Annotated in this window: 16 protein-coding genes and 1 riboswitch; of the genes, 9 read left to right on the top strand and 7 right to left on the bottom strand. The window is 51.7% G+C overall.

The window, feature by feature from the left end; translation table 11 throughout:
• The first annotated feature begins 896 nt into the window (after positions 1-896).
• Positions 897-1,577 (top strand): DUF2834 domain-containing protein, encoded by a 681-nt coding sequence (locus tag C7B82_RS08300; RefSeq protein WP_106255830.1) that lies wholly within the window; start codon positions 897-899, stop codon positions 1,575-1,577.
• A 72-nt stretch (positions 1,578-1,649) separates the two neighbouring features.
• On the opposite strand, the gene C7B82_RS08305 is transcribed toward C7B82_RS08300, so the two are convergent.
• From C7B82_RS08305 to C7B82_RS08310, 3 genes are all read right to left on the bottom strand, one after another.
• Entirely contained in the window at positions 1,650-3,575 is a 1,926-nt protein-coding gene (locus C7B82_RS08305; RefSeq protein ID WP_106255831.1) for a GTPase family protein, read from the bottom strand.
• A gap of 103 nt (positions 3,576-3,678) precedes the next feature.
• Entirely contained in the window at positions 3,679-3,837 is a 159-nt protein-coding gene (locus C7B82_RS32090; RefSeq protein ID WP_181357405.1) for a hypothetical protein, read from the bottom strand.
• A 139-nt stretch (positions 3,838-3,976) separates the two neighbouring features.
• Entirely contained in the window at positions 3,977-5,029 is a 1,053-nt protein-coding gene (locus tag C7B82_RS08310) for an alpha/beta hydrolase (protein WP_245939796.1), read from the bottom strand.
• A gap of 203 nt (positions 5,030-5,232) precedes the next feature.
• Positions 5,233-5,339, top strand: a riboswitch (Glutamine riboswitch).
• Positions 5,340-5,368: 29 nt separating this feature from the next.
• Here C7B82_RS08310 and gifA point away from each other — a divergent pair.
• The 3 genes from gifA (at position 5,369) to C7B82_RS08325 (ending at position 7,066) form a co-directional block, all read left to right on the top strand.
• Entirely contained in the window at positions 5,369-5,869 is a 501-nt protein-coding gene (gene gifA / locus C7B82_RS08315) for a glutamine synthetase inactivation factor IF7A (RefSeq protein WP_106255833.1), read from the top strand.
• Between the two features lie 326 nt (positions 5,870-6,195).
• A complete protein-coding gene (locus C7B82_RS08320; protein WP_146141099.1) occupies positions 6,196-6,495 on the top strand; it encodes a hypothetical protein in 300 nt (99 codons plus the stop codon).
• 103 nt (positions 6,496-6,598) lie between these two features.
• Positions 6,599-7,066: a DoxX family protein gene (locus tag C7B82_RS08325; protein ID WP_106255835.1), complete on the top strand. Its 468-nt coding sequence runs from the start codon at positions 6,599-6,601 to the stop codon at positions 7,064-7,066.
• A gap of 7 nt (positions 7,067-7,073) precedes the next feature.
• On the opposite strand, the gene C7B82_RS08330 is transcribed toward C7B82_RS08325, so the two are convergent.
• Positions 7,074-7,562 (bottom strand): hypothetical protein, encoded by a 489-nt coding sequence (locus C7B82_RS08330; protein ID WP_106255836.1) that lies wholly within the window; start codon positions 7,560-7,562, stop codon positions 7,074-7,076.
• A gap of 71 nt (positions 7,563-7,633) precedes the next feature.
• Positions 7,634-8,110, bottom strand: coding sequence for a Cys-tRNA(Pro) deacylase (gene ybaK, locus C7B82_RS08335; RefSeq protein ID WP_106255837.1), 477 nt, complete (start codon positions 8,108-8,110; stop codon positions 7,634-7,636).
• A gap of 108 nt (positions 8,111-8,218) precedes the next feature.
• Between ybaK and C7B82_RS08340 the strand changes: the two genes are divergently transcribed.
• The 4 genes from C7B82_RS08340 (at position 8,219) to C7B82_RS08355 (ending at position 12,237) form a co-directional block, all read left to right on the top strand.
• On the top strand, positions 8,219-9,133 hold the full coding sequence (locus C7B82_RS08340) for a phosphodiester glycosidase family protein (protein ID WP_106255838.1): 915 nt from the start codon (positions 8,219-8,221) through the stop codon (positions 9,131-9,133).
• A 226-nt stretch (positions 9,134-9,359) separates the two neighbouring features.
• On the top strand, positions 9,360-10,808 hold the full coding sequence (locus C7B82_RS08345; protein ID WP_181357406.1) for a NupC/NupG family nucleoside CNT transporter: 1,449 nt from the start codon (positions 9,360-9,362) through the stop codon (positions 10,806-10,808).
• A 16-nt stretch (positions 10,809-10,824) separates the two neighbouring features.
• Positions 10,825-11,490 carry a hypothetical protein gene (locus C7B82_RS08350; protein WP_106255840.1) on the top strand — a complete coding sequence of 222 codons (666 nt, stop codon included), beginning with the start codon at positions 10,825-10,827 and terminating at the stop codon, positions 11,488-11,490.
• Between the two features lie 141 nt (positions 11,491-11,631).
• Positions 11,632-12,237, top strand: coding sequence for a DUF3318 domain-containing protein (locus tag C7B82_RS08355; protein WP_106255841.1), 606 nt, complete (start codon positions 11,632-11,634; stop codon positions 12,235-12,237).
• Between the two features lie 44 nt (positions 12,238-12,281).
• On the opposite strand, the gene C7B82_RS08360 is transcribed toward C7B82_RS08355, so the two are convergent.
• Entirely contained in the window at positions 12,282-13,736 is a 1,455-nt protein-coding gene (locus C7B82_RS08360; protein ID WP_106255842.1) for a glycosyltransferase family 2 protein, read from the bottom strand.
• The gene (locus C7B82_RS08365) at positions 13,690-14,664 is read right to left on the bottom strand and encodes a radical SAM protein (protein WP_106255843.1); all 975 of its coding nucleotides are present in this window, start codon (positions 14,662-14,664) and stop codon (positions 13,690-13,692) included. The genes C7B82_RS08360 and C7B82_RS08365 overlap by 47 nt, the downstream gene beginning before the upstream one ends.
• Before the next feature lie 517 nt (positions 14,665-15,181).
• On the opposite strand from C7B82_RS08365, the gene ebsA reads away from it, so the two are divergent.
• Positions 15,182-15,559, top strand: coding sequence for a type IV pilus biogenesis protein EbsA (gene ebsA, locus C7B82_RS08370; RefSeq protein WP_106255844.1), 378 nt, complete (start codon positions 15,182-15,184; stop codon positions 15,557-15,559).
• Positions 15,560-15,591 lie beyond the last annotated feature (32 nt).

Genomic DNA, 15,591 nt, shown 5'->3' on the forward strand with positions numbered 1-15,591 from the left:
AACGATTTCGGTTTCCCTCGAAATTGGCTCATTCATGAACCGTTACATACCTGAGCTTTGTAACCCTCAGCTACTTAGTTAAAGCCCAGCGACAGTGGCAGCGAAGGCGGCAGGCACAAGCGCTTGACATCTGGGCTGAAACCTTAAGTTGACACCAATGGGCAATGCCATGCCCCTACAGAGTGGCAGATTTGCAGATTATTTAATTTACGTTCCTTAGGCTCGTGGATTCAATAAAATCGACAAATTGTTTGCAGGTAGGGGCGCACGGCCGTGCGCCCCTAAGGGAAACGTCGGAGTGATTAAATTCGTGTTCCTTAGAGAGGAAGGCCGTTCCATCCTTCAGTACTGATGTGATCTTTAAGGCACTATTTAGCAACGAGTCGTCAGTCTATCGCAACGCTGAAGCGACCGACACTTCGCCGTGATCAGTACCGAATCAGTTGCTGACCGCTGAGAGCTTCCAAAAAACATGCGCTTATTTTTAACCAACCCTCAACACCAGGTTGCTTACTCTGCTGGCATGAAGTAGACCTGAAACAGCGCAACGATGCTAGCGATCGCAGTACAGAAGCCCAAGAGAAACGAAACACCGATAAAAAGAGCTGTCATTGTCCGCATGAAATGAGTTTCTCTTAGAATCGCAGGTTGCCATTCTTTTTGGGGCAAGAACGCGTAAAAGCTTAATGAAGAGACCGTGAATCTCTAGAGAGTCTTCAGTAAAAACCACTACAGCCCAATCAAAGCGGTCTTTTTAGCCCTAGCACTATTAGCCTTTCCTCACCTTCTGCCTCCTGCCCCCCTGCCTCCTCCCGCTGTCTACCGCCGCCTCAATTCCTGGCAGCATCACGGGTGAAGCATGTAGGGTGTAGGAGAAGCGCGCTGCATCGTGAACTATGGTTAGAAAAATTGGCTTTTGGCTATTGTGGCTTGGGTTTGTCACCTACGCTTTTTTTCTGGCTCCTCCCGATCGTCCCGATACTTTAGAGGTGATCAAGCACCTTTCAACGGGGCAAATTGCAGGCATCAATCCGCTTATTGTGGCGCTCTTCAACATCATGGGCGTGATACCTGTCATTTATAGCTGCGTGTTGTTCATTGATGGAAGGATGCAAAAAATTCCGGCATGGCTGTTTGCAACAGCATCGTTTGCAGTGGGAGCATTTGCCATCGTGCCTTATTTAGCGCTACGGGAGCCAAATGCATCGTTTGTCGGCAAGAAAACGTGGTTGCTCAAAATTCTGGATTCGCGTTGGTTAGGCTTGGTGCTGGCGATCGCGACACTAAGCCTACTACTCTATGGCATCCGTCAAGGCGACTGGACGGACTTTGTGCAGCAGTGGCGATCGAGCCGTTTTATTCACGTGATGAGCCTGGATTTTTGCTTGCTGTCGCTGCTCTTTCCCGCACTGTTGAAGGATGATATGGCGCGACGAGGGCTGACCGATCAGCGCTTGTTTTGGGTGATTGCGTTACTGCCACTCATGGGCGCGATCGGCTATCTAGCCTTACGCCCCTCGCTACCACAAACTGAAGGTGAAGTCCCGGCTCAGACCGATTACCGCACCTCGCCATAACATGACCGACCGCTGATAGCTGATAGCTGATAGCTGATAGCTGATAGCTGACCGCTTGTTCATTTCATAAACCTACTTCACGGCATACTGCTGCAGATAATGCTCAAACTGCGCCTCAAGTTGGTCAGTCGTAAGGGAACGTGTCCAGTATTCTGTGACGGCATGACCAAACGCCCAGGCATTGCGATCGGGTGTCGTGGCGTTGTTCATTAACAGCGACCATAAGGCCAGCAGGTCAAAATTGCGTGTGTTTGGCAAAGCGTCATTAAGTAACGTGAATAAGTCATATGCCATCTGAAGTTTGCCAAGCACCACTGGTAATTGCTCGACAGGAATTTGTTCTGCTAGAAGATATGCCAGTGTTGGTGATCCAGTCGTGAGAGTGGAAATGAACCGCAGCACGGGACTCTTGAGCAATGCCGTGAGCCCCTGTGTCGTAGTCATTTGAAACATGTAGTGGTCGATAATTTTGGCGGCAGCGATCGTGCGGGCATCCAGGTTCCGCAGAAACCGCGCGAGGCGCAGCTGCTTGGCAGGCGAGATCGTTTGGATCAGCCCTACCGATAGCTGTTCTGCACCCCAGGCCGCCCGACCAGTCTGCAAGTCGCCTGTGACGATCGGTACCACTAAATTGCAAAAATCACCCAATAGTCCAGCGCGATATTCTGTTGCTTCCCGAATCGCAACTTCTTTGGGACGCTCGCCCCATTCCCAATCGTAGGGTGGTGCCCACTCGCGGATGGGCCGGAGGCGATCGACCTGAGTGACCACCGCGATCGCAGGCAAGTCCGACACATCCGATCGCGCTTCTGTGAGAAAATCCAGATCCATTTGCAGCGCTGGATCAAGCGCCGGGGTGACCAGCAGCAGCAAATCTGCCTGAGTGATATAAGCCAGCACTTGCTCTCGCAAGTCAGTCCGGTTTGCCTGCTCGTAACCAGGCGTATCCCAAAGCGTGAGTGTTTCGCCGCCAGCCGCTTGCCAATGATAATCCTGCACGCGATCGGTGCTTGGGAGCACATCTACTTCAGCACGGCGATCGACAAAGAGGGTATTGATCAGGCTACTCTTTCCGGCTCCCGTGCGTCCCACCAGCAGAATATTGATTGGCTTCTGCTCCAACACCTCAGCCGGTTCCACTTGAGACAGAATCTCGCGTAAGGTTTGAGTTTTCGCTTTGGGTAGGGCAGCCTTTGTAGACGACAGCTCTAACGCTGCTGGAGACATTCCGCCATAAAGGGCGATCGCCTGTTTACCCAGATTCGTCAATGCCGCTTCCCGCAAAAGCTGACCCAGATTGACCAGCAATTCCTGTGTGGCGCGATTGCTCGATCGCTGCGTTGCCGTTCTTGCCAGTGCCGCCACTGGGTTCAAAAGCCACTGTGCCCAGTTCCACGCCTGCAAAATCTTCCGTGCCGATGGTTCCAGCTTTTGGTAGATTTCATACGCTTGATACGCTTGCCCGATCGTCACCTGATTAAGTGCTGGCGACAGCTTTTGCATCCATTGATCCATGTCTTCTACGGTGCCTCGCATCAGCGCATACGCCTGGGGCACATAGATTTGAAGCAAGGGACGCTGCACCTGTGGGTAATAGGCATGGGCAACTGCTTCGACCACCTGTTTGCACCGTGCCCAAAACTCAGCCCAGCCATCCCAGAGCGGTGGGTCAGTGCGCGCCTCTTCCAAAATCGTTTGTATGGCTGTCTCAGCCTGTTGCAGGGAGCTACCGATCGGCGCAGCTGTCACAGCTGTAGAGTCTGCCGCCTCCAATTCTTCTGTAACTTCAGCAACTACTGCTCGCACCTGTGCCAAGGCTGGTTGTGTCCATTTCACCAGCAACCAGCGCCAGATGACAAACATGATCACCACAACACCCCAGATCCAGCTAATGTCCCACTGTTGAATCTGAAACCCTGCTGCGATGACGAGAAAGCTGATGATACTAGCGATCGGCAACCCTAACGCCACCCACTGCCAAAGTTTTAAGCGCACCATGACTACCTTTTGAGCGCGTTCCCTTTAGTTTAGGCAATTGGGGGGAGGGGAAGGGGAGAGTTTTGAGTTTTGAGTTTTGAGTGAATGCTGACCGCTGACCCGATCACTTCTGACTATTCTGTAACTGGGCTTGCAGCGTGGACTGGAGGAGAGAGAGCGAGAGGGGTTGCATGGGTAGATAGCCAGAAATCACTGCTAGAGCAGTTGTAATGGCGATCGCATGCAGTACAGCACCACTTTTGTTTAACAAAGAACCAGACATGACGACTTTGGAACATAGGTCTCTTTAGTTATGTCATCCTTCTCCAGTCGTAACCGTGATAACAGAGGCTCAAAAAACGTAATCAGTATCACATCAGGTTGTGATCAATATCACAGGCACTGCATTATGGCTAACAGGGTCAAGCAATGTCATCCGCTAGAAGCCGTAAGGTCATTAGCATTGATGGCAAATCGGGTGAGAGCGATGGGCTCAAGTCGAGTTGTTTGGCGATCGTCTCAAACGCCTCTCCTTGCTGCAAGCGCTCACTGAAGGTCGTAATGGCGTTCCAGGTGAGGTTGCTTTCAGCGTAAGCTTTGGCAAGCGCGATCGGTAAGTCGGCATATTGATTACCCTCTAACTGCGTCATCATGTTGTGCGGAATGGCTAACTTGCGATTAAAGCAGTGATACCAACATTTCGGCTGAAACTTAAGTGCCGCCTGAAAGAGTTGCTGATGTTCTTCACTATCAACCGCGCTATCACCCGCACTCGACACAATCAGCAGCGGAGCAGACGGTTGCACTTGAGCACGATCGAGGATTTGTTGTCCTAAATCCAGGAACACTCGTAGCGCTGGCATGTGAAACCCGCTATAGCCAAAGCCCACGACTCCAGGCTGCGTCTTCCATTCAAAATAGACATTCATGCGTTCGACCACCCAGTCTACTAGGGCATTGGTGCCGCTGAGATAGGGGGCAAACAGCAAACCGCGATCGACCTGCTGTGGATGCTCAAGTGCGAGCCATGCTGCGAGAGTACTACCACCCGATAAACCACCCACCAATACGCGATCGCCAAGAGACTGAGCATTTTCCAGCCAGTTTTGCCCAAACTCCTGGTAAATGTGTGGATTCTCCGGCAACGGCGGTGGGTTGTCATCATTCCAATCACCCGCCTGCCCGTGCCCTGGCATGAGTGGAATCAAGACGTTGTAGCCTGCCTGAAAAAACGCATCGCCAATGGCATCGAACTGGGCTGGCGCGGCTGTAAACCCGTGGAAAAAGACAACGACTTTGGGCGTTGCGTTGGGCTGCAGCAAAAAGCGAGAACGGCAGGCGTCGTCACGCAGACCCAGAGCCTCTTCTCGTGCTCTTGTCTTCTTGATTAGTGCTGTTGTCACATCAGTATACGCTGTCATATCGCCAACACTCTCCTGTAACGATCCACGTTTGCTCAGCAATCTGAGGCTCATTTCACAGTTGTTTTAGCGCTAAGCGGCCCGTTTGTCCAACAGCATTGAGGCGGATTAGGAAAACTGGTCGATCGCGCCGATGATCGCACAGACAACAGCAAACATAAAGCTTCATGCAACACTACATTGAGTGTGAGCCAAATCGATTTTGCAGACATTGACGATTTCAGCTCAAAATTGTATGATTAGATACAGAACAGTAAATCGTTCATCTTGCGTTCTGCCCTGGAATTAAACCTCACGATTCGAGAAGAGTCTTCCAGAAACAGAAACCGGACGGAAGTAGGGAGTCATCCCGAAGGAACGCGCCTCTCGCAACACATCATCCAGGAGGCGAATATGAAACTCTCTTATCGTGGCGTTAACTACGATTTCAATCCTTCTTCTCTACAAGCTCGTGGAGCAAAGTACCGTCTAGCTGAAGTGTCCAAGGCTAGAGCCTTGGGTGCCATTCTTACCTACCGTGGGTCTGCTTACGCAATTAAGCCCTCCACCCAAACGGTCTCTGCTAATGCGGGTGTGTCTGCTGGCACAGCGCTGACCTATCGTGGCCAGTCCTACACAGTGCAGCCGACGGCACAGGCTCTGCCACAAGCCACAGCGATTCAACCAGCAGCCGTGAACTCTGCCAAAGCGCCTGTTTTTTCCATCCAAGATCAAGCGCGGGCGTTGACGATGAATCATCATCGGGCAATGAAAAAACGTCAGCAGGTGATGCTGGTGCGCTCGGCGGCTGAAGTCGGCATGTCTTCTACAGCTAGCCACTGGGAACGCCTTCAAGAAACGTTTAATCCAGTCTTTCAGGCAACGTACGATCGCAGTCACGTTGGTATGAGCTAGTGCAAATATGCAAAGGCTGAACTAGTCTCAGTCTTTGCGTGTCTCCAAAAGAGTGTAACCAGGTAGCCGCTCCCGTTTCGGGGCGGCTTTTTTGTGCCTGAGTTTTTGCGTTTGAATTTTTGCGTCACAAAGAGGGAACCTTACTAGATAGAGTAGCGCCGTGTGGAACGATGAGCAAACGGCAACTGAGTGTCTACAGTTTCTCCTCCCTGTGAGATAAGTTGACGCTTAGAGATAAAGTAAGGCTCTCTTAACCTGGAAATAGGTCGATCGCTGAAGAAATAAACGATTTTCTGAGTGATGTCTGCATACAGACATCACATCTGATGAACCCGATCAAAAGCAAGATTCATCCGGTGAGAAGAATGCAATTGCCTCAATTTGATGCCGATCAAATCAAACGTGCCTCTGACCTCTTGCATGCCTGTGGCATTGAGCCAACGGCTCAAACGATGCTGGCGTTGGTTGAGACAGCAGACGCTCACTACCCTGGCGATCCGACTGGCTTAGAGAAAGCTGCACAAGCATTGGTAGCGTTTTTTGAAGATTCAGCCAATACTAAGACCCAAAAGGAACCGCCTTGGCATCGGTTAAGGCACTGGGCATTCTCAATGCTGCGGCTTTAGAGTGTGCTGATTGGGCGATTCACGTTGAAAAAGCTGACTCCAGACAGATGCTGCATGAAATGATGAACTGCTAGTGTCTACTTAAATTTGGCTCTTTCCCCTTATGTCTCTGGTTCAGCCTCGATCGCACCACCGCAAAGAGATTCTGCGGGTCGTGCTGGCAATCTCGATCATCACGGTTGGCATCATTCACTTCGCCAAGCCTGGACCGTTCGTTAAGATCATGCCACCGCAGTTACCTTATCCATTGGAACTCGTTTACATCAGCGGTTTCTTCGAGATTTTGGGTGGCCTTGGGCTACTCATGCCGCTGGTTAGCGTCGCGGCAGCCTGGGGCTTGATTGCGCTCTTTATTGCGGTGTTTCCTGCCAATATCAATATGACGATCAACAATATTGAACTGGAAGGCGTTCCTCACAATCCGGCACTTTATTGGGCACGACTGCCGTTGCAAGCATTGCTTATCGCCTGGGCGTGGTGGTACACCCGCAATCCTAACGATCAACCGGGTGCATCTGCTGTTGCGGCTAAAGTTGAAGCCATTGTGAACCGCAAACAGCGAAACGTATGATGGCGTTTCAGAAATCCTGTTTGCTGAGCGATCGCTGCAGTGCCCAAATACCTGCTGCACTCACCGCACCACTGAGTAACCCAACACCAAGTTGATTGCGGTTGTCTAGCAAACAAATAATGCCAATGACGCCCAAGAGCGTCGCTGAGGCTTGGGCAATGACTAACATACGCTGCACTGCACTGTTGGCATGCATGACCCGTTCCAGCAGATCAGCATCATTGCCCAAGTGAGTAGGGGTAGCGATCGCGTGTTCCAGCGACTGATATTTCACCAAATCAACCTGATAATACGTGCCCAATTCGTCATCACGCAGACTGGCAACAGAGTGAAGCCCAAAGCGCTTGGCGTGGGCGATCGCAGCACTAATTTGCTTTTTCGTTGCCATCGGATGCAGCGCTTCAAACACCGATTCTCGATAAACGCCTGATTTTGCCATCGTTAAAATCTGCTGGCTCAACTCTGGCACTGATAATCGTCGCGTGATGACACTCATTGCACTCCCTTTTTCTACAGACTCTTCTGCCCCAGACTCTCATCATAATCATAGTAAATTTGTACTATAAACTACGCTTTTTCTTGAGAAATAGTGCCGATAATGCCCTTAACTACTCGCAAGTAATCAGTTGGAGTGAGGAGGATTTGCAGCCCTCGCATGCCCGCAGAAAGGGAAATTATATCAAACACCTCAATGAGTTCATCGACAAAAACGGGATACTCTTTTTTGCAGGCAAGGGCAGTAACGCCACCACGCACGTATCCCGTCAGCGGTTGGACATCTTTAAGCGGAACGGGTTGGCTATTGCGATCGCCCGCCAGTTTTGCTAGCGCTTTGAGGTCAAGGTGCATATTGCCAGGGATGACCGCCAGACAAACACCCGTCTTGTCGCCACGCATGACCAGCGTTTTAAACACCTGTTCTGGAGGTAGTCCCACCTTTTGAGCTACACTCTCGGCTGATAGGTCATCGAGATTGACCTCGTACTCACGTAATTCGTAAGCAATCCCTAAAGTATCCAAAAGACGAACAGCGTTAGTCTTCATCGCAGCTAGCCCTTCATGACAGATAACCAAAAGCGAAGGATCGGTCTTAAAATTATGTCCTGACTTTGAATGTCCTGACTCTGGCCTACGGTGTAACGGTGCAACGAAGTGAAAGCAATCTGGTTACTGGGTATCAGCATGATCGGTCTATGGGCATTGCTTTGGGGCGTTCAGCGTTTACTATCGTCTGCGCCACGTCCTACCGCTAAAGTAACACCTACTGCTACTGTGCCAGCGCCAACCATTCAATATCAGTCTTACACCCTAGCGAATAGCACAGTCTATACGGTGAAGATCCCAATAGAGAGACATTTTTTGGTGCTGCCTGCGGTCTCAGACACGGTTGAGACCGTCACCGCGATCGCCCAACGGCAGGCGGCGATCGCGGTTCTCAATGGTGGCTTTTTTGATCCTGATAATCAGCAATCGACGGCCTACGTAGTGGTGAACGGCAACGTTCTGGCAGACCCACAGCAGAATGCAAGCCTGATGCAGAATCCCAAGCTGACACCGTACTTAAGCAAGATTCTCAATCGTACGGAGTTTCGGCAGTATCAGTGTAGCGATCGCCGCCAATACGCTTTTGCTCTCCACAACGACGCTGTTCCCGCAGGCTGTGAGATGGTTAATGCGTTAGGGGGTGGCCCACGTTTGCTGCCAGCCATGACGGCACAGCAAGAAGGTTTTGTAGCAGAAGCGAACGGAGTCGTTGTGCGCGATGCTCTAGGAAGTCGTCGGCCCAATGCGAGAACGGCGATCGGTATCACGCGCGATCGCAGTCTTCTTTGGGTCATGGTGGCTCAAAAACCAGGCGCTTCTGCCAGTGGGATGACGTTGCAGGAGTTGGCAGCATTCATGCAAACGCTGGATGTTGAGCAAGCGATGAACCTGGATGGCGGCAGTTCATCGTCGCTCTATTACGATGGCAAGACTATTTATGGAAAGCGTGATGAGGCTGGTGAGCCAATTATGCGACCCGTTAAATCTGTCCTGCTGGTGAAGCAGGATGGCGATCGCAAGTAACGAGCATATTCGATCGCGATAAGGGGTTTTCCTGCGGGTTTGATAGCGTCCGATCGCCCGATGCACGAACAGTATTGGTGTCAGCAGGTTTGGTATAGTGAGCACAACCTAAAAACGGGTGAGGGTGAACAAGTTCATCTCACCCGTTCTTCTATGAGTCAATCGGCCTCTAAACTGACTCCTATCAAGGTCAACTCGCATCATGCCGTAAGGAACGCTTGTCATCATGCCCTGGTTGAATCTCCTGTCTTTAGTGGGAATGGTGTGTCTTTGCGGCATTGCCTGGTTAGGGTCTGAAAACCGACGACTGGTGCCCTGGAGGGTGATTTTTTGGGGCATTGGGCTACAGCTTATCCTGGGTTTATTTGTCTTTCTAGTGCCTGCAACGCGTGCTTTAATCGTTGTCCTGAGCGATGGCGTGAATGCCGTGTTGGATGTGGCGGAAGCAGGAGCCCGCTTTATTTTTGGTACGGTGCTGGTACCAGAGCCATCGCAGGTACCGGGGCCAGTACTAGCAGGACGGTGGATTGCTAGAGCCATTACGCCACCCTATGTGCCAGTACCGGGCGATCGCCTGAGTCCCGATAACATCAACGTGGGCTACGTTTTCGCCTTTCGAGCCTTGCCCAGCGTCATCTTTTTCTCGGCGCTGCTGTCGCTTTGCTACGCGTTGGGGCTGATTCAGCCGATCGTGAATCTATTTGCCCGCCTTTTTCGCCGGACAATGAATCTCAGCGGTGCAGAAGCCCTTAGCGGTGCCGCTAATATTTTTGTTGGCATTGAGGCAACACTGGTTGTGCGTCCCTATCTGGCAACGATGACCCGCAGCGAATTGTGCGCAATTTTAGCATCGTGCTTTGGCAGCATTGCGTCTACCGTTCTGGCGCTGTATGCAGGCTTTTTACGTCCGGTCTTTCCCAACATCACGGGGCATCTGGTCTCAGCATCGTTTATGGCCATTCCAGCGTGCTTTGTGATGTCCAAACTGCTTGTCCCTGAAACACAGGTGCCGCAAACACTAGGCAAAGTGGTGGAAGAAGAAGCCGGAACAGAGACCACTGGAGAAACAGATGCCCCCACAGCCACGCACCTCAGCCCGATGGAAAGTCTGGTGATTGGCGCGATGGATGGGGCAAAGCTGGCAATCGGCATTGCTGCCCTGCTCATCGCAGTTTTGGGTATTGTCGCCCTCGTTAACCTATTCTTTGCCAATCTGGCGTCTCTTGCACTAAGCAGCAACGGTTTGATACGGGCGATCGGCACGGTCTTCAAGGTGATCACGCTACAAAATATTGTCGGCGCTTTATTCCTACCTCTAACCTTTTTGACTGGAGTCTCCCTCAACTGGCAGGAACTCTGGCAAGCGTCGCAGCTGATTGGTCGGCGGCTGTTGGATACAGAGGTACCAGCCTACTTTCAGCTAGCAACACTGGCAAGTGAAGGCAAGATCAGCAATCGAGCCTTGCTCATCGTCAGCTATGCCCTTTGCGGCTTTGCGCACATTCCATCAGTGGGCATTTTTGTCGGTGGCCTAGTGGGGCTAGTGCCATCTCGCCGCAAAGACATTACGGAAGTGGGATGGAAAGCACTCTGGGCGGCAACGCTGGCAACCCTGATGATAGGCTGTGTGGCAGGGCTATTCGATACGGACAATCCCGGTATTCTGGGCAGATAGGGCAGGGGAGCGACAAATGCGAAACAAGCGATATTGGTTCTTGGGACTGCTGGTAGCGATCGCCCTTACGGTTGCTAGCGGCGATCGATCACCCTTAAGCGTCTCTTTTAGTAGCCCCTCTTCGCTGGCTCAGGCTCCGATCTCAGCACCAGCAAAACCATCACCAACGCAACCATCACCATTACCGGTCGCGGTCCCCCTTACGCCTGTAGCAACTCCACCACTGCCACTAGCAGGCACGTATCAAGATCCAGCGGGTCGCTTTAAAGTGGGATTACTCAAAGGCTATACTGTAAGCCCGATCGCAGGTTCAGTGCTGGTCGAAGCTACAGATGGCAACCTCGCATATGCCGTTGTCACTCAAGCTCAACCTCAAAACGGCGCGATCGGCCTGTCCCCTGGTGTGGATAACGAGAATCTAGCAACCGTTGCCACAACTGTCTTTCATCGCGGTGAAGGCTTTCAACCGGGAGTGCCCCAACCTGAAACAGGGGGTGGGATGTTAATGAACTGGACAGGGAGCCTGACCATCGCAGGCAAAGCCCAACCGATCGGTGGTATTGTCCTCGTTCGCCCATCGCCAAAGCATATGCTGCTGCTGATTGTCACTGCAACTGAAGCTGGAGCCGGACAGGTTCAGCCAGCAATTGAGACGCTGGCTCCGAGCCTACAGGCACTTTAGTGCCAAAAAGCTGGGTTTCTGAATGGGACTTAGAAAACGATTGCATTTTCGGAAGAAACCCGGTTTCTAGCAGCAGCGAGCGAGTCTCGACCGTTATGTTCATGCGACAATTCACACAGGTGAAGACATACAGCAAACGCTATGAACCCAGACTTTGAGATGCGTCGCCTTTTGGATGTCATGCCAGCCTCTGGTCGGATGGCGACGAAATTGGTTAGCAAGCCCGAACAACGACTCGTGGTAGACAGCACCTTTCCCATGCCCTGGGTGCGCGATCGGCCGATTTGGATTAACTTTGACCTGTGGGATCGTCTCTCTCGCCCCCAGCGCGATTTACTCATCTTACGGACTGTAAGCTGGCTCACAGGCGTGAAGTGGTTTCGCCCCAGCTTATATCAAGGCGTTGTCGCAGCCGGTGTTGTCGGTGGCATTGTGGAACTCGTCCAGGGCGACCCGGTAGGCATCATTGCAGCGGGTGGCTTGACCGCGATCGCGGGTGCCCAAATTTGGCGCGGCAACCGCAGCACTCAAACTGAGTTAGACGCTGACGAAGCAGCCCTTCGAGTGGCTCAGCGGCGTGGCTATGAGGAAGCAGAAGCCTCACGACACCTGCTTTCTGCCATTGAAGCGGTCGCCGAAATCGAAGGCCGATCGCTGAACTTTACCGAACTCCTGCGCACACAAAATTTGCGCTCGATCGCGGGCTTGTCGCCGGTTGGAGTGCCTGATCGCGCGCGTCAAAACTGAAACTAACCGCTAGACGGCCTGTAAGGATATCACAGGTGACGTCCTTACTCTCCCTGATGAATCGTCTTTACCCACTTCAAACGCTTGGGACGAATCGATAATCGTGCCGTTGTTACAGCCACGACGGGTAGCCAGTGGAACATATACAGCGTGCCAAAGACCGTATGGAACAATAGCCGCAGGGATGAGACAAGCTGCATACTCAACTGCGCTCGTTTGGATGGGTACTTAGCGTTTTGAGCGAGTTGCGGGCTGGTTTGCGATCGAATTTGCCGCAACCCAGCAACCGTCCCTATGACCGATAGAGCCAGTGTTAAGGTCGTCAGCGGGCTCACCAACAGCGGACGATTGCGCAAAACAGACATCAACAGATCAGGCACGATCGCGGTAGGTAGCAAATATTGAATGATCCAGAACATGAGTAGATCGATCGTTTTGCGTGTGCCCATCCGGTTTTGCAGAATCGGTCGCCAATAATCAAGGTAGCGCTGGTAGCCACCTTCAGCCCAACGACTGCGCTGATGCCAGAGCGAGATCGCCTGCGTTACGCCCTCTTCTTCAACGGCTGGCAGCGCCATAAAGTCCACATCCCACTGATCTAAATGGAGACGGAACGTTAAATCCAGGTCATCCGTAATAGTCGCCTCGTTCCAGCCACCGCAACGTTCTAACGCTTCACGACGGACAAACTGACCGTTACCACGGAGTTCGCCAATGCCACCGATCGCAATCCGCTGCCGCTGGTAAAACGAATCCAACGCCATTTCAGCCACCTGACCGCGAGTCCAGCCATTCTCCGACCCATTGGACACCGCCTTGCGCACTTGCACGGCACCTAATGCTTCACGCTGGAACAGTGGCAAAACCCGCCGCAGCATGTCGTGTGACACCTGCGCATCCGCATCAAACACAGCAATGATTTCGCCGTTTGTCAGAGGCAAAACCTGATTCAATGCACCCGACTTCCCGCCACCCGCATCGGCTGGACGGTAAAACACGCGTAACTGCTTATATTGCTGAGACAGTTGCTGTAGCAGCGTGGGGGTCTTGTCTGTACTATTGTCATCAATCACCCAAAGCTCATAGCAACTAGTTGGGTAATCCAGTTCACAAAGCGTCCTGACCAGCCTGGCAATGACCGCTTCCTCATTTTTTGCTGCTACCAGAATCGATACCAGTGGCAAAACATCGCTACTATCGGAAGATAGCAGTGCTGGTGTTGACAGCGGACGTGCAAACAAAATTCTCGCTGCCTGAATCCCCATCAGCGCCGTTAAGCCAATCACAACCCAGTAGCCCCAGGTAACGAGGTGCAAGCCGATCGTGCCACTCCAAATGGCAACTAGCGCGATCGCGGCTCTCCGCCGTCGGTTATCACCTTTATGAGGTTCACTGGATGCACTGTCTACTTCAGGTCGATCAGGCAGATCGACAAACAACGAGCCCAGCGGTTCAAGCTCGCTGTAAGAATCGTTTTCGGGCCAGGAACTCTCCGGCATAAGTTACTTGATTCAACCACCAATATTTATCTAAACCTTTGAAGAAGCTCGGAATCAGATAGCACCAAACGGTGCAACCTTCACACACGGCTAGCTTACCTTGAGATTGCCGATACTCTTCCACCACTTCGGACTGCTTATACAGGTCATACAGCTGACCGTTAATGGGCAAACCCGTCTGGGCAAAGTGATAGCAGGGCAACAGCAATTCGTCGTGAGGCGAAATTGCAATGACCGCATCCACCGCTTTGCAGCGTGGGTTGCTGGTATCGTTGCCGCCTGCCTCAATAAATGCCAGGGCTGCTTTGTTGTAGCCTACGTTGTTGTATCGTTTAGCAGCCGTTTCGATCGCCGTCACCAACTCCGGAGTCGGATTCTTTTTTGAGTTGTAGTTGCTATGAGCCGTAAACGCCGGATTTAGCCACACTCTTGCTTCTAGCTGTTGCCCCAGTTCTGCCACTTCGCCGATGCGGTGATAATTCTGAGCCGTGACCGTGTGATTCAGCACCGGATGTTCACCCAAGGAATGGGCAATTTTCACCGACTCAACCAGCGTGTCAAAAATCTTCACACCTCTGGATTGATCATGCGTTTCGGCATCAGCACCGTCCAGCGAGAAGTTCAGAAAATCGACTAGACCCTGAATCTCCTTCGCCCGCTTTGGATAGAGAATCGTATTGGTCGTCATGCTAGTGACAAACCCTTGCTGCTTGGCTTCGGCATAAATTTGCCCAACATCCGTTCGCAGCAGCGGTTCTCCGCCCGTGAAGTCTACATACTTGACATTGAGACGCCTTAAATCTGCCAAGTTGCGGCGAATCGTCTCAAAATCTGCTTCTTGTTTCGGCTCCAACGCCCAAATGTCGCAGAAATGACACCGAGCATTACATCGGTAAGTCAGATAGTAATTTGCAACCAGAGGTGCCATAAATTATTTAACGTTTAGTCTCCGCTGAAAACACAATAAGTCGATCGCGTGAGGAAGACAAGCAACTAACTATAGAGTATTTTGGGGGTCGCTTCTCGGATTCTTGCCATAGTGAGCTGCTGACAGGCTCAGCGAATGCTCTTCGCCTTTCACTGAACCTGTCAGCAGGTATGAGCCTTGTTCATGCATGCGTTATCGCTCGGTTTTTTAGGGCATACTACGGCTATTAGAGAAGCCGCACTAGCGATCTTACGAGAATGTTGACTCAGCACTAACCCGCGATGTCATTAAAATCTCCGACTCTCACTAGCCAGTTTCGCACTCTGCCATGCCGCAGCGACTTAGATTGTTGCGCTACGCGTCGGACATGATCGATGTTTGAGCTAAAATCACTGTCAGCCAGATTCTTTTCTCCCAACACTCTTTCGCCCTGCACGACTGCAAGGCCTTGCCGTAGCGTCAGCAGTGTTCTACTTCAACGAGCTTCCAATTTGAGCGCACTTTAGGAAGATTGAGCATGTCCATCGACCAACTGCAACCCGCTGCTAACCAACAGGTAGGCGTTTATGTGCCCTACTACCCACAGGCAGCTAAGCGATCGCACTTACCGCTAGCAATTAGCCTCTACCAAAAAGGGGCCTTAGAAGGTCAACGCAAAATTGAGGGCGGTGAAAGTATCCCGTTTATTGCAACTTGGAATGTCTCGACCTTACCCGCCGACTTAACCCGCTGCCGCATTCAGTTTGATGGCAACTCAGAGCTTAGCTACGAACTCATGATGGCAAATTTTGAGTTCGTAGATTTCCTCATCGAAGTCATCATGAACTTCAAACGCGTGCGTCTAGCAGATTTTTCGCAAGCGTTCTATCGCAAGCTGATGCGCTATGACGACTAAACGCATTGCAGCATCCACGCTTGAGCAACGAT

The organism is Stenomitos frigidus ULC18 (assembly GCF_003003795.1).
In the GTDB taxonomy this organism is placed as follows: Bacteria; Cyanobacteriota; Cyanobacteriia; order Leptolyngbyales; family Leptolyngbyaceae; genus Stenomitos; species Stenomitos frigidus_A.